The following is a 21,287-nucleotide window of genomic DNA, read 5'->3' on the forward strand; positions in this document are numbered from 1 at the left end:
TTACAGGCTGTAAGGGCCTCATCGCGGGCAAGCCCGGCTCCCACAGGATGCTGCATTTCCCTGTGGGAGCCGGGCTTGCCCGCGATGAGGCCATCAGCTACACCAGAAAACTTAGATCAGCGGCTCATCATCCGGCTTCTTGTTCTTCCAGCCATCATTGCCCGGCAGCAGCAAGTTCAAGCCAATCGCTACCACCGCACACAGGGCGATGCCCTTGAGGCCGAAATCATCCGGGCCGGTGCCGGTACCCACCAGCACACCGCCAATCCCGAACACCAACGTTACCGACACAATCACCAGATTGCGCGCCTCACCCAGGTCGATCTTGTGGCGAATCAGCGTGTTCATCCCCACTGCGGCAATCGAGCCGAACAGCAGGCATAGAATCCCGCCCATCACCGGCACGGGGATGCTCTGCAGCAGTGCGCCGAACTTGCCGATAAACGCCAGGCTGATGGCAAACACTGCCGCCCAGGTCATGATCTTCGGGTTGTAGTTCTTGGTCAGCATCACGGCGCCGGTCACTTCGGCGTAGGTGGTGTTCGGAGGGCCGCCAAACATGCCGGCAGCCGTGGTGGCGATACCGTCACCCAGCAGCGTGCGATGCAGGCCAGGCTTTTTCAGGTAATCGCGGCCGGTCACGCTGCCTACCGCGATCACGCCACCGATATGCTCGATCGCCGGTGCCAGGGCCACCGGGACGATAAACAGGATCGCCTGCCAGTTGAACTCCGGCGCGGTGAAGTGGGGCAGGGCGAACCACGGTGCCGCGGCGATTTTCGCCGTGTCGACCACACCAAAGTAGAACGACATGGCAAAGCCCACCAGCACACCGGAGATGATCGGCACCAGGCGGAAAATGCCCTTGCCGAACACGGCCACGATCAAGGTGGTGAGCAGCGCTGGCATCGAGATCAGCATCGCCGTCTGGTAATGGATCAACTCGGCACCGTCGCCGGACTTGCCCATGGCCATATTGGCGGCAATCGGCGCCATGGCCAGGCCGATCGAGATGATCACCGGGCCGATCACCACGGGCGGCAGCAGCCGGTCGATAAAACCGGTGCCCTTGACCTTCACGGCCAGGCCCAGGAACGTATAGACGAAACCCGCCGCCATCACGCCGCCCATGGTCGCCGCCAGGCCGAACTGGCCCTTGGCGAGAATGATCGGGGTGATGAACGCGAAGCTCGATGCCAGAAATACCGGCACTTGCCGCCCTGTCACCACCTGGAACAACAACGTGCCCAGGCCTGCGGTGAACAGCGCGACGTTTGGATCAAGACCTGTGATCAGCGGCATCAACACCAACGCGCCAAATGCTACGAAGAGCATTTGTGCGCCAGACAGGATCTGGCGCCAAAGCGGGTCGTTGAACTCATCCTGCATGCTCACGCGTCCTTCTGCTTGGTGCCGAAGATCTTGTCACCGGCATCGCCAAGGCCCGGGATGATGTAGCCGTGTTCGTTCAGGCGCTCATCGATGGATGCGGTGTAGATCTGTACATCCGGATGGGCCTTCTCGACGGCGGCGATGCCTTCGGGCGCAGCCACCAGCACCATGGCGCGGATGTCCCGGCAACCGGCTTTTTTCAGCAGGTCGATGGTGGCGACCATGGAGCTGCCGGTGGCGAGCATCGGGTCGATGATCATGGCCAGGCGTTCGTTGATTTCCGGGACGAGTTTTTCCAGGTAGGTGTGGGCCTGCAGCGTTTCTTCATTGCGGGCCACGCCCACGGCGCTGACCTTGGCGCCCGGAATCAGGCTGAGTACACCTTCAAGCATGCCGATACCGGCACGCAGGATCGGCACCACGGTAATTTTCTTACCGGCGATTTTCTCCACCTGTACGGGACCGGCCCAACCGGGGATCTCGTAGGTTTCCAGGGGCAAATCCTTGGTGGCTTCGTAAGTGAGCAACGCTCCGACTTCCTGAGCAAGCTCACGGAAGTTCTTCGTGCTAATGTCGGCACGGCGCATAAGGCCGAGTTTGTGTCGGATCAGCGGGTGGCGGATCTCGCGAGTGGGCATAGGAAAGGCTCCGGCGGCGGGCAAAAAAACCGGCCTAGATTAATCTATCCGAGGGTGTTGTCCTATAGACATCAAGTACGTTAGTCCATAAAGGCTTGATTGGAGCGCACGAGAAGCGTACCTTCGCCCGCTTTTCTTGCCACAGCACCCCCTTGGAGAGCGCCATGTCTGCTGATCTCGAGCATATCCGTCAAATCATGCACGAGGCTGACTGCCTGTACACCGAAGCGCAGGTCGAAGCAGCGATCGCCAAGGTCGGCGCGCACATCACCCGCGAAATGGCCGACACCAACCCGGTGGTCTTTTGTGTGATGAACGGTGGCCTGATCTTCGCCGGTAAATTGCTCACCCACCTGCAATTCCCACTGGAAGCCTCTTACCTGCACGCCACCCGCTATCGCAATGAGACCAGCGGCGGCGACTTGTTCTGGAAGGCCAAGCCGGAAGTGTCGTTCATCGACCGCGATGTGCTGATCATCGATGACATCCTCGATGAAGGTCACACCCTGGGTGCGATCATCGACTTCTGCAAACATGCCGGCGCACGCAAAGTGCACACCGCCGTGCTGATCGACAAAGACCACGACCGCAAGGCGCGCCCAGAGCTCAAAGCCGATTTTGTCGGGCTGCCGTGCGTTGACCGTTATATCTTCGGGTATGGCATGGACTACAAGGGCTACTGGCGTAATGCCAATGGCATCTACGCCGTTAAAGGAATGTAATCGATGGCCCGCTTTCTTGATCAGACGCTGTTTGCCGAGTTGGCCGAGAAAGCGGCCGCCAATCCCCGTGGCCGTCAAAACGTTAACTTCCATGAGATGCAAGAGCCTTGTCATCGCATGGCGGTCGGCTTGCAGCCCAGCACCTATGTGCAGCCTCACCGTCACCTGAGCGCCGATAAGGCTGAGACCTTGCTGGTGCTCAAAGGGCGCCTGGGTATCCTGATTTTCAGCGAGACAGGTGAGGTGTTGAGCACGCGTGTATTGCAAGCGGGCGGGGAGTGCCAGGGCGTTGACCTGTCGCCCGGCGTGTTCCATGGCCTGGTAGTGCTTGAGCCGGACAGCATCATGTTTGAGTGCAAGGCTGGCCCTTACCGCGCTGTCGGTGAAGGTGAACTGGCCGACTGGGCGCCCCGCGAAGGCGAGGCTGGTATGGCTGAGTATCATCGCTGGATGCTTGCCCAGTTCGGCTGAAATCCAGATGTAGGAGCGAGCTTGCTCGCGAAAAACGTCAACGCTAACGCGTGCTTCCTGAATAAACGCGACGCCTTTGAGTTTTTCGCGAGCAAGCTCGCTCCTACAGGTATTAGGGCAAGCCCCCTCCCACATCCGGCGTCGCGCAGGTAGACTTCAAGCCCCGTGTAAATGTCTGCAGGCTGGAGTCGGTAATGCGTAAAGATAAGAAACAGGTGATTGGCGACGAAATCGGTGACGACCAGATCAAGTTGTTCCTGGACTTCGAGCCGGTTGATGCGACGTCGCCGTCCCTGCACAAACTGATCAAGGCTTATCGCGGCCTGCGTATCGACGACTTCGAGCGTTTCCTGGGCTTTTTCAAAGAAGCAGGCCTGGACCTGGATGGCCAGGACGAGCATGGCCAGACCTTCGTCGACCTGATCAAGGACCAGCGCAACGCCGCCGAATACATCGAGCTGATCGACAACGCCCGCGGCTGATTATCAAAGCCACAAAAAAACGCCCCGGCCTCATAAGAGTCCGGGGCGTTTTGCTTTTACCTGTAGGAGCGAGCTTGCTCGCGAAGAACCTGAGAGCGCTGCGTTAATCCACTTGCGCTGCGTTATCGTTGACGTTTTTCGCGAGCGAGCTCGCTCCTACAGGGTCCACCAGCTCAAGGCTGATGTTGTTTTGCGTGTTGATCTTGCGATACAGCTCGGCGTCCGTCTCCAGCACTTTCTCGCGTGCCGGGAAGATCTCGTGCAGCTTGGTAGCCCATTCACCGGCAGCTTTCTCCGGGAAGCAGCGCTCGATCAGCTCGAGCATGATCGAGACGGTCACCGAGGCGCCTGGGGAGGCACCCAACAGCGCCGCAAGCGAACCGTCCTTGGCCGCGACCAGTTCGGTACCGAATTGCAGCACGCCGCCTTTCTTCGGGTCTTTCTTGATGATCTGTACGCGCTGGCCGGCCACTTCCAGGCGCCAGTCTTCGGCTTTCGCCTCGGGGTAGAAGCGACGCAGGGATTCCAGGCGCTGTTCCATGGACTGGCGCACTTCGCTGACCAGGTACTTGGTCAGGTCCATGTTGTCGCGGGCCACGGCCAGCATCGGGCCGATGTTGCCGGCGCGAATCGACATCGGCAAGTCAAGGAACGAGCCGTGCTTGAGGAACTTGGTGGTGAAACCGGCGTATGGCCCGAACAGCAGGGATTTCTTGCCATCCACTACGCGGGTGTCCAGGTGCGGCACGGACATCGGTGGCGAGCCCACGGCAGCCTGGCTGTAGACCTTGGCCTGGTGCCGCTTGACCACTTCCGGGTTGTCGCAACGCAGCCACTGGCCGCTCACCGGGAAGCCGCCGAAGCCTTTGCTCTCTTCGATGCCCGAGGCCTGCAGCAACGGCAGTGCCGCACCGCCAGCGCCAAGGAACACGAACTTGGCGTCGACGTCACGGCTGTTGCCGCTGTTGACGTCCTTGATGCTCACGGTCCAGCCCGCGCCGTTGCGCTTGAGGCCGGTCACGCGCTTGCAGTACTTGACCTGGGCGTCTGGCGAACTGGTCAGGTGGCTGAGCAGTTGGTTGGTCAGGGCGCCGAAGTTGACGTCGGTGCCGTTCATCACGCGGGTGGCGGCGATTTTTTCGTCGAGCGGGCGGCCGGGCATCATCAGCGGCATCCACTCGGCCATTTCACTGCGGTCTTCGGTGTAGTGCATGTCCGAAAACGCGTGGTGCTGGCTGAGGGTCTCAAAGCGCTTCTTGAGGAAAGACACGCCTTTGTCACCCTGCACGAAGCTCAGGTGCGGCACCGGGCTGATGAACGACTTGGACGAGCCAAAGGTGCCCTTCTTGGTCAGGTAAGCCCAGAACTGCTTCGACACCTCGAACTGGGTGTTGATGTGCACGGCTTTCTTGATGTCGATGGAACCATCGGCGGCCTGCGGCGTGTAGTTCAGCTCACACAGCCCCGCGTGGCCGGTACCGGCGTTGTTCCACGGGTTGGAACTCTCCGCGGCACCCGAATCCATCAGCTCAACGACTTCCAGCGTGAGGCCGGGGTCGAGCTCTTTGAGCAGTACGGCCAGGGTGGCACTCATGATGCCGGCCCCTACCAGTACTACGTCGACTGCTTCGTTATGCGCCATTTAACGCGTCTCCAAAATCTGCAGCACCAAATTGTCGGCATGGCTGCCAGGAGTGACGGGGCGGTTCACGTGTTGCCCCAGGTTACCCATGGCCAGGATCGCCATGTCCGATTCGCAATTCTTTGCAACTTCAGCACACGCTTCCTGCCGGGCTAATCTGCCTATGAACGCATTCATGGGCGCCTGTGGCAATTCGACTTATGGTCAAAGCGTGCGATTCGTGCAACCAATCCGTAGCGGACAGGCTCAAGCTCCGGTTTTTGAGGCGTGCTCGGTCCTGTGTAATGGGGCTGTTCCAGACGCTGATGGTGCTTGTACAAACGCCAAACTATTCATTTGCTCGCCACACTCTTGTGAAGTTGTGAAAACCCGTTTTTTCACGCTCTTTTGAAGACGTGAACCTCAAAAAAGGGCTGCCCCAGCCTGGCACCTGGCCCGCAAACCTCTGCCGACACGCGGCAAAACGGGCAAACAACTCAAGTGGCCGAGCGCAATGGCAGCTCTGGCAGATTCGATAAAAGACGGGGTGGTTTGCAAAGGAAACAGCAAGCACGCCAGCTTCACTCGATCTGTGTGGGCGGCTCTCTGTGGGCGATTTTGGGGGCTAATGCCTGGGCATTAACGATGCTGCGAGGCCCGATCAGGAGACGTCCTTATAATCGGGGGGAGATTGTAGCGAAGAACGCCAGGGAAATGGGCGTGTTTTATGACTTTTATTAGGGCGCCGGTCAGGAGGCCAACGCTTGCCGGTGCCGTGGGCGAAAAACCTGTGGGCTGACCCGGGCGCTGGCCGGCAGTGGACGGTGCATCCAGCCCAGGTGAGTCTCGGTCACTTCCACCCAGCCTTCACCGACGGGCGGCAGGCTGCATTGCTTGAAGGCCAGGCAATGACCGTGGGCATCGAGCAGGGCAAAGTGGCGATGACGGGCGTGCGACATGAACAGGGTCTTGAGAAGGCGCATGGCTTTGTACCTGGTGTGTTACATGCTTGAAGGTTGCCAGTGTGGCATGACACTGGGGTGACGAATTTATGCGAATTTGTAATTTGCGCAGGGGCTTCAGCCGCCGTTCAGGATCGCTGGTGAGTGGCGCGCGTGCACCGTTATACTGGCGACCTGTCTGCACCTAGTCCTGGAGAAATGCGATGTTGCAACGCCTGTTGTTCGGTTTGATCACTGTGACCAGTTTGACCCTTGTCGGCTGCGCCAACAGCCCGCAACAACTCAGCCCGCAACCTAAAGTCACCGCGCCGTTGGCTGCGGTAGGCCACGGCCAGCCGGTGTCGGTGCGCGTGGTCGACGGTCGTCCGTCGCCAACCCTGGGCTCGCGTGGCGGCCTGTACCCTGAGACCGCACTGATTTCGGTGACCGGCCAGGATGTGCTGCCCAAGTTGCAGGCCCAGGCTGAAGCCGCCGTGCGCTTGTTGGGCTTTACGCCGACCAACTCGCCAGGCGTGCCGCAACTGACCGTGACCCTGGCCGAGCTGAAATACCAGTCGCCCAAAGACGGCTTGTACGTGACCGAGGCTTCCATCGGCGCCACTTTCAAGTCTGACGTCAGCGCCGGTACCCGCCGCTACAGCGGCCGCTACGCTGCCTCGCTCAACCAGCGTTTCGGCATGTCGCCCAACCAGGAAACCAACACCAAGCTGGTCAGCGACGTGCTCAGCGATGCCTTGACCCGTCTGTTCAAGGACCCAAGCATCGGTCAACTGCTCAGCGCGCAATAAGCCGCATACAAAAAACCGGGCTCATCGCTGAGCCCGGTTTTTTTGTGCCTGGCGTGTGGTCATGCCGCCGTATCGACATAAAAGTCCAGCATGCTCACGCCGGTGAGCAAATCCAGCTCCGGCAGGTCGGCATGCTGGTGCCCGCCGAGGGCGCAATACACCAGCCAATGGCGGTCCTGAACGTTGAACGCGAGGCTGCCGATCAGCGCCTCCTGTTCCTCGCTCTGGGCGATCAGGTACAGCCGATCCTGGTTTTGCGCATGCAACATGACAAGCTCCTCAAGCGTCGAAGGGCAACAGAGTGGCTTGTTAAGGTGACGTTCAGGTGACGGCGTAAATTACTGGATACATTAGCCGTCCATGGGGAAGGAGCATTAAAGGCGCAGGAGGCGACTGTCGTTCAGGTGTGTATCTGGACCGATACCCGAATACTGATTCACCGAGGTTTGCGATGGCGCTGCCCGCACTGCTCATTAATATTGTTGCCCTGTTGGTTGCCTGCTCGGGTGCATGGGTGCTGTTCATCACCCGCCTGCATGCGCAACGTGCGATGGCCGACCTGGCCCTGCGCAGCGAAGAGCGCGCTATCGACCAGCCGATGCTGTTTCTGGATACGCGCACCGAACGGGCGCATCGCCTGGCGTACCGCGTCGGGTTTGCCTGCCTTGGCCTGGCCCTGGCCATCTCCTGGCTCAGCACCCACCTCTAATTCCACTGCAAAACCCAATGTGGGAGCGGGCTTGCCCGCGAAGGCGGCGTATCAGCCACTGAGTCTTTAACTGAACCACCGCTATCGCAGCATAGTATCTACACAACTTTGTAGGCTGTCGCAGCAAACGGTAACCACGATGCGAAGCGAGCCGCTCTTGATCTTGCTCTTGACCTGCTTTTGATCTTAGGCGCCCCCCCAAATCACTGGCGGATTACGGGCACACCGAGCCCAAGCGAGGTGCCGAGTGGTGGGGCAAGAGCGTTTTGCTTACTTTTGCGCTTTTCAAAAGTGAGCCGCCGTCAGGGCGGAACCTTAAGTGGCCGTTACCTAAATAATGGATATTTACCCGGTCCAGCTGTGTTGACTGTTAGGCCGTCTTCGCAGGCAAGCCAGCTCCCACACAAGCCTGCTCACCTATTGGGTTGGGTGTTTACAGCGGGATCCCAGCCTTGACTCGGTATTGGTTGCGTACCGGCGTCGCATACTGCACCACCAGGTAAGGCCGGTGCTCCGCCGGGCACTCGTTCAAGCGCCGTTCCCATTCCGCCTTGGCCTTGGCCAGCTCATCGGCCGGGAACACATCCGCCGCCTTGGGCACCTGCAATTGCGGGTCAGCATCATCCCACTGCGCGTACGCCAAGTAGTGCACCGGGAACAACCGATAGCCGCCCAGGATCTGCCGGTCCATTTCCGCTGCCAGCAGCTTGGTGTCTTCAAACCGCTCGGTGATCGGCGGCGCAAAGTTCACGTGTACCCGGCCTTTATAGCCGGTAATGCCCAGGGCAATGCTCACATCATCCTCGCCCGGTGCCTTGGTGTAGGTGCCGGTGGTGGCGCGGATATACAGCTCGCGGGCCTTGGCGGCATCGCAAGGGTCGTATTCGTAGCTGATGGACACCGGCGTCAGGTTCAACGACTGGATGACCTCGGCAAACGGCTCGTCCTTGCGGCTGACGTGGAACATCTTGAGGATCGCCGATTCGGTCCGGTCATCGCCATCCTTGGCCCGGCCTTCAGCCTGGGCGATCCAGATCGACTGGCAGTCGTTGCGGATCGAATGGTTGATGTAGGCCGACAGCAGGTTGTAAGCCGCCATCTTCTCCTTTCGCCCGGTGATCGAACGGTGCACGATGAAGCTCTTGTTCAGGCGCATCAGGTCGCTGACAAACGGCTTTTGCAGCAGGTTGTCGCCGATGGCGATGCGCGGCGTCGGCAGCCCGGCGTGGTACACGGCGTAGTTGACGAAGGCCGGGTCCATCACGATGTCGCGGTGGTTGGCCAGAAACAGATAAGCGGTGCCGGATTTCAGCTGCTCGACGCCGGTATAGGTCACGCCGTCGGTCGCCCGGTCAATGGTGTGGTCGACGTAGTACTCGACTTTGTCCTGCAGCGTGGCCACGGTGGTGACGCCGGCGAACTCACGGCGCAGTTTGCGCGCGATCATCGGCTTGAGCAGCCAGCCCAGGGCGCCGGCAAAGCGCGGGAAGCGGAAGTGGGTCAGGATGTCCAGAAAGGCCTTGTCACTGAACAGACGCGCCAGCACTGCCGGGACTTCGCTGTCGTTGTAAGGTCGGATGGTATCGAATTCGCCCATCATGCTCTCTTGTTAGAAACGGCTAGGGTAAGTAAAGGAAATAGCAGGGGCGGCGTGAGTAAACTGGCTCTGCCGGAAATAGCCCTGTAAATAGACCGGCGATTATACGCACAAGTCACCTTGGAGACTGCGATGCTGGAAACTGCGATGTACGATTGTCCTTATTGTGGCGAAGCGGTCGAGACAACGGTGGATTTGTCTGGCGGGGACCAGACCTATATAGAAGACTGCCAAGTGTGTTGCCGGCCGATCACGTTCGACCTGCAAGTTCATGGTGAAGAGTGGATGCTTGAAACCCGCAGCGAAAATGAATAGCAGGTAAGCCCCATGCAGCGAATCTACGAACCGGAAAACCTCATGGAGGGCGAGTTGCTGCAACAGATGCTTGCCAGTGAAGGCATCGAGGCGCATCTGGTGGGGCGTCACTTGCTCGGCGGCACGGGCGAGTTGCCGATATTCGGCTTGCTGGGGCTGGAGGTCGACAACGACCAGGCCGCCTGCGCCCGCGAGCTGATTACCGCCTATATCGGCGCGCAACCGTTGCCCGGCGACGAACCCGACAGCTTCCCCGACGTATTGGTCTGTTAGGCTGTCGGTCGGTTTACCCCAAGAGTCGTGTTGCCCCATGTGTGGACGTTATGCCCTGTTTCGCTGGAACCCTGCCTTTGCTGCCTTGCCGGGCTTCCCCGCCGACCAGCAGGCCCAGTGGAATATCTCTCCCAATGATTCGGTGCTGATCCAGCGCCTGAGCGAAGGCCACCTCACCCTGGCGCGTGCCCGCTGGGGCCTGACGCCGCCCTGGCTCACCGACCTGTCGCGCACTCCGGCCCACGCCCGCGCCGAAACCCTGGCCGAACAGCCGATGTTCCGGGAAGCCTTCCGCCAGCGCCGGTGCCTGCTGCCCGCCAATGGCTTTTATGAATGGCGCGGCACCCAGCGCAAGCGCCCGTACTGGCTCACACCGGGGGAGGGTTCCACGTTGTTCTTTGCCGCAGTGTGGGAAGCGTATCCGGTGCAGGAGCAGGTATGGCTGAGCACGGCGGTGGTTACCCAGGCGGCGCAAAGTCAGCGCCGGCCATTGATCCTGGACGCGGCAGGGCAAGCCGCCTGGCTCGACCCCGAGACACCGCTGCCTGTGTTGCAGGCCCTGTTGGCGGCTGAGCCTGCCGTGTTGCGCGAGCGGGTGCTGGCCAATATGGTCAACGATCCGAAGCTCAACGGGCCGGAGTGCCTGACCCCGGCGTGAGCATTGCCAGTCGTTCCTCGTTCGGATATATCTGAAATTCAGCGGTTAAACGTCTTGTGTATCTGGCGCAGATACAAATGACCGCCTACGATACGCGCCATGTTTTCAGGGAGCGTGTTCATGAAGAAGTCATTGGTGGTAAGCGGTTTGGTTGCAGCGATGCTGCTGGCGGGTTGTCAGTCGGTCAATACCACCAGCGGCGGCGCCGTTGGGGTAGAGCGCAAGCAGTACATGTTCAGCATGCTGTCGAGCCAGGAAGTCGACCAGATGTATGCCCAGTCTTATCAGCAGACCCTGGGTGAAGCCAGCAGCAAAGGGGTGTTGGACAAGACCAGCGCCAACGCCAAGCGTGTGCAGGCCATTGCCAAGCGCCTGATCGCCCAGGCTCCGACCTTCCGTGCGGATGCAGCCCAGTGGAACTGGGACGTAAACCTGATCAAAAGCGATGAGATGAACGCCAACTGCGGGCCTGGCGGCAAGATCCTGGTGTACAGCGGCTTGATCGACAACCTCAAGCTCACCGATGACGAACTGGCTGCGGTCATGGGCCATGAAATCGCCCACGCCTTGCGTGAACACGGCCGCGAAGCCATGTCCAAGGCCTACGGTATCCAGATGGCCAAGCAGGGCGCCGGGGCGATATTCGGTCTCGGCCAGGACAGCCTGGCACTGGCCGATACCGTGGCCAACTACGGCATGACCTTGCCCAACAGCCGCAGCAATGAAAACGAAGCCGACCTGATCGGCCTGGAACTGGCCGCCCGCGCTGGCTACAACCCGAACGCGGCGATCACGCTGTGGAACAAGATGGCCAAGGCTTCGGAAGGCGCACCGCCGGAATTCATGAGCACGCACCCGGCTTCCGACAGCCGCATCGCGTCGTTGCAGGCGGCGATCCCGAAGGTAATGCCGCTTTACCAGCAGGCCAAGAAGTCCTGATCGACGCCGTGTAGGAGCGAGCTTGCTCGCGAGAAACGTCAACGATAACGCGTGTTGCCTGAATAAACGCGGCGCCGGTGAGTTTTTCGCGAGCAAGCTCGCTCCTACAGGCAGTGTTCGGCTTAGATCCAGCCGCTGCTTTGCATGGCCTTGTACACCGCAATAATCGCCAGCACGAAGAACGCCGTAGCCGCCAAGCGACGAATCAAGGTCAGCGGCAGTTTATCCGCGGCAAAATTCCCCGCCAGCACCACCGGTACGTTGGCAATCAACATGCCCAGGGTGGTACCGATAATCACCAGCCACAGTTCCGGGTATTGCGCCGCCAGCATCACCGTGGCGATCTGGGTCTTGTCGCCGATTTCGGCGAGGAAGAACGCAATCAGGGTGGTCAGGAAGGGCCCGAACTTACGGGTAGTACTGGCTTCGTCATCATCGAGTTTGTCCGGCACCAGGGTCCACAGCGCTGTGGCGCAGAAGCTTGCGGCGAGGATCCAGTGCAGCACCGCATCCGAGAAGAAACTCCCGAACCAGGCGCCCACGGCACCGGCCGCCGCATGGTTGGCCAGGGTCGCGGCGACAATGCCGGCGATGATCGGCCAGGGCTTGCGAAAGCGAGCAGCAAGGATGAGTGCGAGCAGTTGCGTCTTGTCGCCGATTTCGGCCAAGGCAACGATTGCGGTAGGTACGAGTAGTGAATCCAGCATCAGGTAGTTTCCAGGGGCGGGTCGACACGGCTATGACACGTACAGCCTTCCCGCCCCGGGTAAGGTGTGCGTGTCATAGGTCTTGTCAAACCCCGGTCCGTCTGTGCGGACTCCTGGGTCGCATACGCCATGGTCTGCTGACCAAGTATGTTGACGTATGCCGGACGAGCATGGCGCTCGTGGGAGACTACTCCCCTAGGACGCTGCGGATTCTGCCTAGGCAAAACCCATTCGGCAAGCGTTCTTTTTCAAACGCCCATCAGGGGCGCTTGGCCCGGTAGATGCGAAAACCATTGCCTTCGGCCTTGATTGCGCAGATGCCCAAATGCTCTTCGATCAGAGGTTGGTACTTCAGGAAGCTATTGGCAACCAGGCGAAGTTCGCCACCTTTTGCCAGGTGTTTCGCCGCTTTTCGCAGCAGGTTCTCTGTAGCGAAATAATCGGTGTGCACACCGACGTGAAAGGGCGGGTTGCTCAAAATCGCGTTCAAACCCATGGGCGCTGCGTCGATACCGTCACCGGTCAACACCTCGGCTTCCAGGCCGTTCGCTGCCAGCGTCAGGCGACTGCTGGCGGCGGCGAAGGCATCCACATCCAGCATCGTCACGGTGTTATGCGGGTAGCGGCGTTTGACCGCCGCCCCCAATACGCCGGCGCCGCAACCGAAATCGAGCAGGTTGCCGCTGGGCAGTTTGTCCAAGTGCTCCAGCAACAACTCGGTGCCGCGGTCCAGGCGACCATGGCTGAACACACCTGGCAAGCTCACGACCTTCAGTGGGCCTTCGGCCAGCGGTACCTCGAAAACTTGCGCCAGGCTCTCAAGCGCCACGGCTTGCGGCGCGTTGGCGACGGTGACCTGCCACAACTGACAATGCCGTGCGCTATCGAGCTTGCGCGGTTTGCCGAACGGAGCCATCTGTTTGGCGGCGCTTTCGATACCACCCTTTTTCTCGCCCACCAGAAACAACTCGGCACCCGGCAGGCGCGCAGCCACAGCGTTGAGCAGGTAGTCGGTGAGGTCCTTGGACTTGGGCAGGAAAATCACCGCCGCATCAAAGGCGCGCTCGGGCACCGTCACGCCAAACTGGCTGCGTTCGGCGAAGCGTGCATCGAGCGCCGCCTGGTCACCGGCATGCCAGCACCAGCCGTGGGCGTTGGGCAGGCGCCCAAGCAAATCGTCGGCAGGCAAACCTACGAGCAGCAGGTTGCCTTGAAAAAGTTCGGCCTGGCGAAGCAGTACTTCACTGCGCGGATCCATAGTCTGCTCCTTGAAAAGGGGCGCAGTTTATCAACTGACGACGCGCAGCGGGGCGCCGCTGAAAAAGCCCAGGGCGTTTTCCGTGAGTTGGCCGACGATGCGCTGGCGTGCTTCGCGACTGCCCCAGGCGTTGTGGGGCGTGACGATCAAGCGTGGAATGTCTTCAGCCAGTAGCGGATTACCCGTGACTGGCGGCTCGACACTCAGCACGTCAGTCGCCGCGCCGCCAAGGTGACCACTGCGCAGCGCGTCGGCCAAGGCCTGTTCATTGATCAAACCACCGCGTGCGGTGTTGACGATAAACGCGCCAGGCTTGAGCAACGCCAGTTCACGAGCGCCGATAAAGTCGCGGGTGTGCTCGTTGAGTGGGCAATGCAGGGTCAGCGCATCGACCTGGGTCAGCAATTGATCCAGCGGCACACGGTCGGCGCGGGCAGGGCGCCCAGGTATCGCGCCGAGCACCACACGCATGCCAAACGCTTCAGCCAGGCGCGCCACGGCACTGCCCAGTTCACCATGGCCGAGCAGGCCGAGGGTTTTGCCTTCCAGTTCGACGATTGGATGGTCCAGCAGGCAAAACTGTTTGGCCTGCTGCCATTTGCCCGCGGCTACATCCTGTTGGTAGTCCTTCAAGCGTGTGGCGAGGTTGAGCAACAGCATGATCGTGTGCTGGGCCACCGACGGCGTGCCATAGCCCTGGCAATTGCTCACGGTAATCCCCTGGGCACGGGCAGCTTCAAGGTCGATATTGTTGGTGCCGGTGGCCGATACCAGGATCAGCTTGAGCTCGGGGCAGGCGGCCAGGGTGTGGGCCGTGAGCGGGATTTTATTGCTGATGGCGACATGGGCGCCCTGCAAGCGCTCCTGCACATTTTCTGGCGTGGTCTGTTCAAACAGCTGCAACTGGCTGAAGCAGTCATGCAAACCGCTGAGGTCGAGGTCGCCCAAGTCCAGGGAAGGGTGGTCGAGGAAGACGGCGCGGCGATTGTTCATGATCAACTGTACCTTTTGCGACGAGGTTCGAAGGCGTAATCTGCCGAGCCTATCAGATGAAATAATCAGTTACTTAATGGAGTGAGCATGTACGTCGCCGAGTTTTTGACCGTAGCCTTGATTCACTTGCTGGCGGTGGCCAGCCCCGGCCCGGATTTCGCCGTGGTGGTGCGTGAGAGTGTGACCCATGGCCGCCGCGCCGGCACATGGACGGCACTGGGCGTCGGTTCGGCGATTTTCCTGCATGTGGGGTACTCGTTGCTGGGTATCGGCTTGATCGTGTCCCAGTCCATTGTGCTGTTCAATGCGTTGAAGTGGGCGGCCGCGGCATACCTTTTGTACATCGGCTTCAAGGCCCTGCGTGCCCAGCCGGCCAAGCCTGCGGCCGAGGGCGAGTTGCACCGTGAAGCGGGTGAGCGCACGCCGCGTGGCGCGTTTACCGCAGGCTTTGTGACCAATGGCTTGAACCCCAAGGCCACGCTGTTTTTCCTGTCGTTGTTTACCGTGGTGATTAACCCGCACACACCGCTGGCGGTGCAGGCCGGTTATGGGGTGTACCTGGCGGTGGCGACGGCGTTGTGGTTTTGCCTGGTGGCCATGCTATTCAGCCAGCAACGCGTTCGGGCCGGGTTTGCAAAGATGGGTCATTGGTTTGATCGGACCATGGGCGCGGTGTTGATTGCCATTGGGGTGAAGTTGGCCTTCACTAGCATGAAGTAAGCGCGTTCATTCAAGCGGGCAGGGACAAAATGTGGGAGCTGGCTTGCCTGCGATGACGGCCTGCCATCCGACACCTACCTGGCGCCCCACGATCCAACTGTGGGAGCGGGCTTGCTCGCGAAGGCGGCCTGATAGTCAACACAGTTGGATTGTGTACATATCCATTCCCACGGTAACGGCCACTTAGGGTTCCGCCCTGACGGCGGCTCACTTTTGAACAGCGCAAAAGTAAGCAAAACGCTCTTGCCCCACCACTCGGCACCTCGCTTGGGCTCGGTGTGCCCGTAATCCGCCAGTGATTTGGGGGGTCGCCGCCACGCGCCATCCATGGCGCGGGGCGGCTAAACCGGCATCCCTGCCGGTTTACCCCCCAAATCACTGTCGAATTCCGGCCAGCGTGGTTTGACGGGGCGCTTGAGATCAAGATCAAAAGCAGATCAAGAGCGACTCGCTTCGCATCGTGGTTACTGTCGATTGCTGGAGCGCTATGATGTCCAGATAGTGGCGCAACGCTAGCATTTACTGGCCCCTGCAAATCATTCCTTTGGCTGATTTGGCTGAAACATAAGCGCTCTACAGTGCAGGTCTTCAAGCCAAGACCGTGCAGTCATTAAAGGGATTCTTATGTTGCAGACCCGTGTTATCCCGCCCGCCGAAGGTGCGTACCAGTATCCGCTGTTGATCAAGCGCCTGTTGATGTCCGGGACTCGCTACGAGAAGACCCGGGAAATTATCTACCGCGACAAGCTGCGCTACAGCTACCCCACGCTGATCGAGCGCGTCGCGCGCCTGGCCAATGTGCTGACCGAAGCCGGGGTCAAGGCCGGTGACACGGTGGCGGTGATGGACTGGGACAGTCACCGTTACCTGGAGTGCATGTTCGCCATCCCGATGATTGGCGCGGTGATCCACACCATCAACGTGCGGCTGTCGCCGGAACAGATTCTGTACACCATGAACCACGCCGAAGACCGCTTTGTGCTGGTCAACAGTGAGTTCGTGGGGCTCTACCAGGCGATTGCCGGGCAGCTCACTACTGTCGACAAGACCTTGTTGATTACCGATGGTGACACCCACACCGCCGAGCTACCCAATCTTGTCGGTGAGTACGAAACCCTGCTGGCCGCCGCCAGCCCCAGCTATGACTTCGAGGATTTTGACGAAAACTCGGTCGCCACCACCTTCTATACCACCGGCACCACCGGTAACCCTAAAGGTGTGTACTTCACCCACCGGCAACTGGTGCTGCACACCATTGGCGTGGCGACCATCATGGGCTGCGTCGACAGCGTGCGGCTGCTGGGCACCAACGACGTGTACATGCCGATCACGCCGATGTTCCACGTACACGCCTGGGGCTTGCCGTATGTGGCGACCATGCTCGGGCTCAAACAGGTGTACCCCGGCCGCTACGACCCGGAATATCTGGTGGAGCTGTGGCGCAAGGAGAAGGTGACGTTCTCCCACTGTGTGCCGACCATCCTGCAAATGGTGCTCAACGCCAAGGCTGCGCAGAACGTGGATTTCGGCGGTTGGAAAATCGTCATCGGTGGCAGCGCCCTCAATCGTTCGCTGTACGAAGCCGCCAAGGCTCGGGGCATTCAACTGACCGCCGCGTATGGTATGTCCGAGACCGGGCCGCTGGTGTCTTGTGCTCACCTCAACGAAGAGCTGATGGCTGGCAGCGAAGATGAGCGCACCACCTACCGCATCAAGGCCGGTGTGCCGGGGCCGTTGGTTGAGGCGGCAATCATGGACACCGACGGTCGTTTCCTGCCCGCCGATGGCGAAACCCAGGGCGAACTGGTGCTGCGCGCGCCGTGGCTCACCGAGGGTTACTACAAAGAGCCGCAAAAGGGCGCCGAACTCTGGGCCGGTGGTTGGTTGCACACCGGTGATGTGGCCACGCTGGATGCCTTCGGCGTGATTGATATCCGCGACCGCATCAAGGATGTGATCAAGACCGGCGGCGAATGGATTTCTTCCCTGGCTCTGGAAGACCTGGTCAGCCGTCATCCGGCGGTGCGGGAAGTGGCGGTGGTGGGCATTGCCGATCCGCAATGGGGCGAGCGCCCCTTCGCGTTGTTGGTGGTGCGCGAAGGGCAGGTGATCGACGCGCGAGAGCTCAAGGAGCACCTCAAGCCTTTTGTCGAGCTGGGGCATTTGAGCAAGTGGGCGATCCCGAGCCAGATCGCCGTTGTTACTGAAATTCCCAAGACCAGTGTCGGCAAGCTCGACAAGAAACGTATCCGTGTCGACATCATCGAGTGGCAGGCCAACAACAGCACGTTCCTCTCCACGCTCTAAACCCTCTCGCCGCGTCCGTTCGGGCGCGGCAATGCTCTATATCAAGCCTTTACTTGTGATTTGCCGAATTTCAGCCATCCTTCCCGCGTCGACCTTCGTCGGCGTGGCGAAAGGGTTGTGGCAGACAGGTTGGTGATGCAAATCACACTTTAGAGGGATCAAGCACTACCCCCCTCTGGCTATAGTCCCTTTCAGAGTTTTTCGCGGATGTTGCGCTTCGAGCCATGGAGGCTCGGTGGCGATGCGGCATTGGAATCGTTGTATCCCGGCCGTTACATCTGAAGAAAGGGCTCACTGCCATAACAATAAAATATGCACATGGAGTAGCGTCGATGACCTCAGTAAACCAGTTCTGGCGCCGGGCAAGACTGCCCCTGGCCGTCAGCCTCGCTTCTACGCTCGCCGGGCCGGCATTCGGCGTCAGTTTCAACATTGGTGAAATCGAAGGGAGCTTTGACTCGTCGCTTTCCGTGGGCGCTAGCTGGTCCACAGCCAAACCCAATCGTGACCTGATCGGTGCCAACAACGGCGGCAAGGGCCTGTCCCAGACCTCCGATGACGGCCACCTGAACTTCAAGCGCGGCGAGACCTTCTCGAAGATCTTCAAGGGCATCCACGACCTGGAACTGAAGTACGGCGACACCGGTGTGTTTGTGCGAGGCAAGTACTGGTACGACTTTGAACTCAAGGACGAAAGCCGTCCGTTCAAGGACATCAGCGACAACAACCGCAAGGAAGGCGCCAAGTCTTCGGGCGGGCAGATTCTCGACGCCTTCGTCTACCACAACTACTCGATTGCCGATGCGCCGGGTTCCGTGCGTTTTGGTAAGCAGGTGGTGAGCTGGGGCGAAAGTACCTTCATCGGTGGCGGCATCAACTCCATCAACCCGATCGACGTGTCGGCGTTTCGTCGTCCGGGGGCCGAGATCAAGGAAGGCTTGATCCCGGTGAACATGTTCTACGTGTCCCAGTCGCTCACCGACAACCTGTCGGCCGAGGCGTTTTACCAGCTGGAGTGGGACCAGACCGTTACTGACAACTGCGGCACGTTCTTCTCGCAGCCGGACGTGATCTCCGATGGTTGCAGCAATAACCTGCGGGTACTGAACAAGCGTTCCACCATTCCTGCTGCTGCACTGCCGACCTTGGGGGCCTTGGGTGTGGACGTGAACAGCGAAGGCGTATTGGTGCGCCGTGGGCCGGACCGTGATGCACGCGACAGCGGCCAGTTCGGCGTGGCCATGCGCTACAACTTCGAACCGCTGGATACCGAATTCGGCGCCTACTTCATGAACTACCACAGCCGTGCGCCGATCTTCAGTGCACAGGGCGCGCCATCGGCGGCCTACACGCGTCCGCTGGGGCCACTGGGAGCCTTGCGGCCGTTGATTGTGGCGGGCAGCTCGAATTACTTCGTCGAGTACCCGGAAGATATCCGCCTCTACGGCCTGAGCTTCTCCACCACCCTGCCTACCGGCACCGCCTGGAGCGGTGAGTTGAGCTACCGTCCGAATGCGCCGGTGCAGTTGAGCACCACTGACATTCTGTTCGCCGGTGTCACGCCGATCCCGGGCTTTGGCAATGCGTCCGTGCTCAAGGGCTCGCCGGGCCAGGACCTGCACGGCTACAACCGCAAGGAAGTCACCCAGTTCCAGACCACCTTCACGCACTTCTTCGACCAGGTCATGGGCGCCAGCCGCCTGACCACCGTCGGTGAAATCGGCGTGACCCACGTGGGTGGCCTGGAAAGCAAATCCCAGGCCCGTTACGGCCGCGACCCGGTGTTCGGTCCAGGCACGCTGCCAGGTGGGTTCTGCAACGCCCTCAACAACTCCACCGCCAACGGCGCCGGCTTGCCCAACGCTGCAGGCCTGAACACCAACTGCAATAACGACGGCTACACCACCGCAACGTCATGGGGCTACCGCGCCCGTGCCATCTGGGAATACCCGGACGTGTTCGCGGGCGTGAACCTCAAGCCTAACGTGGCCTGGTCCCATGACGTCAAAGGTTACTCGCCAGGCCCTGGCGGCAACTTTGAAGAAGGTCGCAAGGCGGTCAGCCTGGGCCTGGATGCCGAGTACCAGAACACCTACACCGCGAGCCTGGCGTACACCAACTTCTTTGGTGGCAAGTTCAGCACCGTGGATGACCGCGACTTTGTCGCCTTGAGCTTCGGCGCCAACTTCTAAGCACACTCTTTTCAAGTGGCATGTATTCAGGAAGACCAGAGCATGAAAATAACAAAAAGTCTGTTGCACGTGGGTGTGCTTGGGCTGTCGATCCTGGCGAGTAACGTCATGGCGGCAGTCTCGGCAGATGAAGCCGCCAAGCTCGGCACGACCCTGACCCCGATGGGCGCCGAGATGGCCGGTAACGCGGCCGGCACCATTCCAAAATGGTCGCCATTGCCGACCAACGCCGGCGCGGTCGACGCCCGTGGTTTCCTCGCCAACCCGTATGCCAGCGAGCAACCGCAGTTCACCATCACCGCGCAGAACGTCGAGCAATACAAAGACAAGCTGGCGCCCGGGCAATACGCGATGTTCAAGCGTTACCCGGACAGCTTCAAGATGCCGGTGTACCCGACCCATCGCGGCGCCACCGTGCCAGCTGAGGTGTTTGCCTCGATCAAGAAAAACGCCACCACCACCAACCTGGTGTCCGGCGGCAACGGCCTGGAAAACTTCGAAACCGCCGTCCCGTTCCCGATTCCCAAGAGCGGCGTTGAAGTGATCTGGAACCACATCACCCGTTATCGCGGCGGCAGCGTGACCCGTCTGGTCACTCAGGCCACTCCGCAAACCAATGGCTCCTACAGCCTGGTGTACTTCCGCGACCAGTTCGTGTTCCGCGACAAGATGAAGGACTTCGATCCGAAAAACCCAGGCAACGTGCTGTTCTACTTCAAGCAGCAAGTGACTGCGCCAGCGCGCCTGGCCGGTGGTGTACTGCTGGTGCACGAAACCCTGGACCAGGTCAAAGAGCCGCGTTCGGCCTGGGTCTACAACGCTGGGCAGCGCCGCGTGCGTCGGGCGCCGCAAGTGTCCTATGACGGGCCGGGTACTGCCGCCGATGGCCTGCGCACCTCCGACAACCTCGACATGTACAACGGTGCGCCGGACCGCTACGACTGGAAGCTGGAAGGCAAGAAAGAAATCTACATTGCCTCCAACAGCTACAAGGTCGACGATCCCAAGCTCAAGTACGCCGACATCATCAAGGCTGGCCACATCAACCAGGACCTGGCTCGCTACGAGCTGCGCCGTGTCTGGCACGTGGTCGCTACCTTGAAGGAAGGCCAGCGCCACATCTACGCCAAGCGTGACTTCTACATTGACGAAGACACCTGGCAAGCCGCGGTGATCGACCACTACGACGGTCGCGGCCAACTGTGGCGTGTCGCCGAAGCCCATGCCGAGAACTACTACGACAAGCAAGTGCCGTGGTACGCCCTGGAAACCCTCTACGACCTGCAGTCCGGCCGTTACCTGGCACTGGGCATGAAGAACGAAGAGAAGCAGGCCTATGACTTTGGCTTCACCGCCAGCACCAGCGACTTCACCCCGGCGGCCCTGCGCCAGGACGGTGTTCGCTAACCTCTGCTGATGCTCGCTCCCACGCTCTGCGTGGGAGCGCTTCCTGTGACGCTCTGCGTCACGCCTCACGCGCCCATCCTGAATGGGCGCGTTGTTTTTGAGCCCTTCGCGAGCAAGCTCGCTCCTACTTCTTTCC

General features: G+C 60.3%; 22 protein-coding genes and 1 riboswitch. Of the genes, 13 read left to right on the forward strand and 9 right to left on the reverse strand.

Annotation, left to right across the window (positions count from 1 at the left end; translation table 11 throughout):
* Positions 1-111 precede the first annotated feature (111 nt).
* Complete coding sequence (locus ACWHXD_RS05100; protein WP_032893544.1) at positions 112-1,389, reverse strand: uracil-xanthine permease family protein; 1,278 nt, start codon at positions 1,387-1,389, stop codon at positions 112-114.
* 2 nt (positions 1,390-1,391) lie between these two features.
* Entirely contained in the window at positions 1,392-2,030 is a 639-nt protein-coding gene (upp, locus tag ACWHXD_RS05105) for a uracil phosphoribosyltransferase (RefSeq protein WP_003188608.1), read from the reverse strand.
* 164 nt (positions 2,031-2,194) lie between these two features.
* On the opposite strand from upp, the gene ACWHXD_RS05110 reads away from it, so the two are divergent.
* The 3 genes from ACWHXD_RS05110 (at position 2,195) to ACWHXD_RS05120 (ending at position 3,705) form a co-directional block, all read left to right on the forward strand.
* On the forward strand, positions 2,195-2,752 hold the full coding sequence (locus ACWHXD_RS05110) for a hypoxanthine-guanine phosphoribosyltransferase (protein WP_003188610.1): 558 nt from the start codon (positions 2,195-2,197) through the stop codon (positions 2,750-2,752).
* A 3-nt stretch (positions 2,753-2,755) separates the two neighbouring features.
* A complete protein-coding gene (locus ACWHXD_RS05115; RefSeq protein WP_138761303.1) occupies positions 2,756-3,223 on the forward strand; it encodes a WbuC family cupin fold metalloprotein in 468 nt (155 codons plus the stop codon).
* Between the two features lie 194 nt (positions 3,224-3,417).
* Entirely contained in the window at positions 3,418-3,705 is a 288-nt protein-coding gene (locus tag ACWHXD_RS05120; protein ID WP_032893541.1) for a PA4642 family protein, read from the forward strand.
* A 103-nt stretch (positions 3,706-3,808) separates the two neighbouring features.
* On the opposite strand, the gene mqo is transcribed toward ACWHXD_RS05120, so the two are convergent.
* Together mqo and ACWHXD_RS05130 are read right to left on the reverse strand one after the other, a co-directional pair.
* A complete protein-coding gene (gene mqo / locus ACWHXD_RS05125; RefSeq protein ID WP_138761304.1) occupies positions 3,809-5,347 on the reverse strand; it encodes a malate dehydrogenase (quinone) in 1,539 nt (512 codons plus the stop codon).
* A 728-nt stretch (positions 5,348-6,075) separates the two neighbouring features.
* Positions 6,076-6,309: a hypothetical protein gene (locus ACWHXD_RS05130; protein WP_003188617.1), complete on the reverse strand. Its 234-nt coding sequence runs from the start codon at positions 6,307-6,309 to the stop codon at positions 6,076-6,078.
* A gap of 182 nt (positions 6,310-6,491) precedes the next feature.
* Between ACWHXD_RS05130 and ACWHXD_RS05135 the strand changes: the two genes are divergently transcribed.
* Complete coding sequence (locus ACWHXD_RS05135) at positions 6,492-7,076, forward strand: YajG family lipoprotein (protein ID WP_014716946.1); 585 nt, start codon at positions 6,492-6,494, stop codon at positions 7,074-7,076.
* Between the two features lie 59 nt (positions 7,077-7,135).
* Here the strand turns inward: ACWHXD_RS05135 and ACWHXD_RS05140 are convergent, their stop codons facing one another.
* On the reverse strand, positions 7,136-7,345 hold the full coding sequence (locus ACWHXD_RS05140; protein ID WP_003188620.1) for a hypothetical protein: 210 nt from the start codon (positions 7,343-7,345) through the stop codon (positions 7,136-7,138).
* A 182-nt stretch (positions 7,346-7,527) separates the two neighbouring features.
* Here ACWHXD_RS05140 and ACWHXD_RS05145 point away from each other — a divergent pair, with 182 nt between their 5' ends.
* Positions 7,528-7,785: a GNAT family N-acetyltransferase gene (locus ACWHXD_RS05145; protein WP_044271660.1), complete on the forward strand. Its 258-nt coding sequence runs from the start codon at positions 7,528-7,530 to the stop codon at positions 7,783-7,785.
* A gap of 433 nt (positions 7,786-8,218) precedes the next feature.
* On the opposite strand, the gene ACWHXD_RS05150 is transcribed toward ACWHXD_RS05145, so the two are convergent.
* Positions 8,219-9,382, reverse strand: a complete 1,164-nt coding sequence (locus ACWHXD_RS05150; RefSeq protein ID WP_169918655.1) for a 1-acyl-sn-glycerol-3-phosphate acyltransferase — start codon at positions 9,380-9,382, stop codon at positions 8,219-8,221.
* Between the two features lie 132 nt (positions 9,383-9,514).
* Here ACWHXD_RS05150 and ACWHXD_RS05155 point away from each other — a divergent pair, with 132 nt between their 5' ends.
* The 4 genes from ACWHXD_RS05155 (at position 9,515) to ACWHXD_RS05170 (ending at position 11,567) form a co-directional block, all read left to right on the forward strand.
* Complete coding sequence (locus ACWHXD_RS05155) at positions 9,515-9,697, forward strand: CPXCG motif-containing cysteine-rich protein (protein ID WP_003188623.1); 183 nt, start codon at positions 9,515-9,517, stop codon at positions 9,695-9,697.
* Positions 9,698-9,709: 12 nt separating this feature from the next.
* Positions 9,710-9,970 carry a putative signal transducing protein gene (locus tag ACWHXD_RS05160; RefSeq protein WP_032893538.1) on the forward strand — a complete coding sequence of 87 codons (261 nt, stop codon included), beginning with the start codon at positions 9,710-9,712 and terminating at the stop codon, positions 9,968-9,970.
* Between the two features lie 37 nt (positions 9,971-10,007).
* Positions 10,008-10,628 carry an SOS response-associated peptidase gene (locus ACWHXD_RS05165; protein WP_138761305.1) on the forward strand — a complete coding sequence of 207 codons (621 nt, stop codon included), beginning with the start codon at positions 10,008-10,010 and terminating at the stop codon, positions 10,626-10,628.
* A gap of 120 nt (positions 10,629-10,748) precedes the next feature.
* On the forward strand, positions 10,749-11,567 hold the full coding sequence (locus tag ACWHXD_RS05170; RefSeq protein ID WP_014716953.1) for a M48 family metallopeptidase: 819 nt from the start codon (positions 10,749-10,751) through the stop codon (positions 11,565-11,567).
* A gap of 122 nt (positions 11,568-11,689) precedes the next feature.
* Here ACWHXD_RS05170 and ACWHXD_RS05175 read toward each other — a convergent pair whose 3' ends face one another.
* The 3 genes from ACWHXD_RS05175 to ACWHXD_RS05185 all read right to left on the reverse strand — a co-directional run bounded on the left by ACWHXD_RS05175 (position 11,690) and on the right by ACWHXD_RS05185 (position 14,528).
* Entirely contained in the window at positions 11,690-12,274 is a 585-nt protein-coding gene (locus tag ACWHXD_RS05175) for a TMEM165/GDT1 family protein (protein WP_032893536.1), read from the reverse strand.
* 87 nt (positions 12,275-12,361) lie between these two features.
* A riboswitch (yybP-ykoY riboswitch) is annotated at positions 12,362-12,483 on the reverse strand.
* Positions 12,484-12,533: 50 nt separating this feature from the next.
* The gene (locus ACWHXD_RS05180; protein ID WP_138761306.1) at positions 12,534-13,532 is read right to left on the reverse strand and encodes a methyltransferase; all 999 of its coding nucleotides are present in this window, start codon (positions 13,530-13,532) and stop codon (positions 12,534-12,536) included.
* A 30-nt stretch (positions 13,533-13,562) separates the two neighbouring features.
* Positions 13,563-14,528: a 2-hydroxyacid dehydrogenase gene (locus tag ACWHXD_RS05185; RefSeq protein WP_138761450.1), complete on the reverse strand. Its 966-nt coding sequence runs from the start codon at positions 14,526-14,528 to the stop codon at positions 13,563-13,565.
* Positions 14,529-14,612: 84 nt separating this feature from the next.
* Between ACWHXD_RS05185 and ACWHXD_RS05190 the strand changes: the two genes are divergently transcribed.
* The 4 genes from ACWHXD_RS05190 (at position 14,613) to ACWHXD_RS05205 (ending at position 21,151) form a co-directional block, all read left to right on the forward strand.
* Positions 14,613-15,245 (forward strand): LysE family translocator, encoded by a 633-nt coding sequence (locus tag ACWHXD_RS05190; RefSeq protein WP_014716957.1) that lies wholly within the window; start codon positions 14,613-14,615, stop codon positions 15,243-15,245.
* Positions 15,246-15,869: 624 nt separating this feature from the next.
* Positions 15,870-17,552, forward strand: coding sequence for a fatty acid--CoA ligase (locus ACWHXD_RS05195; protein ID WP_138761308.1), 1,683 nt, complete (start codon positions 15,870-15,872; stop codon positions 17,550-17,552).
* A 332-nt stretch (positions 17,553-17,884) separates the two neighbouring features.
* Positions 17,885-19,744, forward strand: coding sequence for a DUF1302 domain-containing protein (locus ACWHXD_RS05200; RefSeq protein ID WP_056789674.1), 1,860 nt, complete (start codon positions 17,885-17,887; stop codon positions 19,742-19,744).
* A 42-nt stretch (positions 19,745-19,786) separates the two neighbouring features.
* Positions 19,787-21,151 carry a DUF1329 domain-containing protein gene (locus ACWHXD_RS05205; protein WP_003188642.1) on the forward strand — a complete coding sequence of 455 codons (1,365 nt, stop codon included), beginning with the start codon at positions 19,787-19,789 and terminating at the stop codon, positions 21,149-21,151.
* Positions 21,152-21,287 lie beyond the last annotated feature (136 nt).

The sequence above is a fragment of the Pseudomonas fjordensis genome, assembly GCF_976987115.1.

Coding starts and splice junctions, on each gene's coding strand:
- ACWHXD_RS05100 (WP_032893544.1), bottom strand. CDS start 1,389: ATGCAGGATGAGTTCAACGACCCGCTTTGGCGCCAGATCCTGTCTGGC.
- upp (WP_003188608.1), bottom strand. CDS start 2,030: ATGCCCACTCGCGAGATCCGCCACCCGCTGATCCGACACAAACTCGGC.
- ACWHXD_RS05110 (WP_003188610.1), top strand. CDS start 2,195: ATGTCTGCTGATCTCGAGCATATCCGTCAAATCATGCACGAGGCTGAC.
- ACWHXD_RS05115 (WP_138761303.1), top strand. CDS start 2,756: ATGGCCCGCTTTCTTGATCAGACGCTGTTTGCCGAGTTGGCCGAGAAA.
- ACWHXD_RS05120 (WP_032893541.1), top strand. CDS start 3,418: ATGCGTAAAGATAAGAAACAGGTGATTGGCGACGAAATCGGTGACGAC.
- mqo (WP_138761304.1), bottom strand. CDS start 5,347: ATGGCGCATAACGAAGCAGTCGACGTAGTACTGGTAGGGGCCGGCATC.
- ACWHXD_RS05130 (WP_003188617.1), bottom strand. CDS start 6,309: ATGCGCCTTCTCAAGACCCTGTTCATGTCGCACGCCCGTCATCGCCAC.
- ACWHXD_RS05135 (WP_014716946.1), top strand. CDS start 6,492: ATGTTGCAACGCCTGTTGTTCGGTTTGATCACTGTGACCAGTTTGACC.
- ACWHXD_RS05140 (WP_003188620.1), bottom strand. CDS start 7,345: ATGTTGCATGCGCAAAACCAGGATCGGCTGTACCTGATCGCCCAGAGC.
- ACWHXD_RS05145 (WP_044271660.1), top strand. CDS start 7,528: ATGGCGCTGCCCGCACTGCTCATTAATATTGTTGCCCTGTTGGTTGCC.
- ACWHXD_RS05150 (WP_169918655.1), bottom strand. CDS start 9,382: ATGGGCGAATTCGATACCATCCGACCTTACAACGACAGCGAAGTCCCG.
- ACWHXD_RS05155 (WP_003188623.1), top strand. CDS start 9,515: ATGCTGGAAACTGCGATGTACGATTGTCCTTATTGTGGCGAAGCGGTC.
- ACWHXD_RS05160 (WP_032893538.1), top strand. CDS start 9,710: ATGCAGCGAATCTACGAACCGGAAAACCTCATGGAGGGCGAGTTGCTG.
- ACWHXD_RS05165 (WP_138761305.1), top strand. CDS start 10,008: ATGTGTGGACGTTATGCCCTGTTTCGCTGGAACCCTGCCTTTGCTGCC.
- ACWHXD_RS05170 (WP_014716953.1), top strand. CDS start 10,749: ATGAAGAAGTCATTGGTGGTAAGCGGTTTGGTTGCAGCGATGCTGCTG.
- ACWHXD_RS05175 (WP_032893536.1), bottom strand. CDS start 12,274: ATGCTGGATTCACTACTCGTACCTACCGCAATCGTTGCCTTGGCCGAA.
- ACWHXD_RS05180 (WP_138761306.1), bottom strand. CDS start 13,532: ATGGATCCGCGCAGTGAAGTACTGCTTCGCCAGGCCGAACTTTTTCAA.
- ACWHXD_RS05190 (WP_014716957.1), top strand. CDS start 14,613: ATGTACGTCGCCGAGTTTTTGACCGTAGCCTTGATTCACTTGCTGGCG.
- ACWHXD_RS05195 (WP_138761308.1), top strand. CDS start 15,870: ATGTTGCAGACCCGTGTTATCCCGCCCGCCGAAGGTGCGTACCAGTAT.
- ACWHXD_RS05200 (WP_056789674.1), top strand. CDS start 17,885: ATGACCTCAGTAAACCAGTTCTGGCGCCGGGCAAGACTGCCCCTGGCC.
- ACWHXD_RS05205 (WP_003188642.1), top strand. CDS start 19,787: ATGAAAATAACAAAAAGTCTGTTGCACGTGGGTGTGCTTGGGCTGTCG.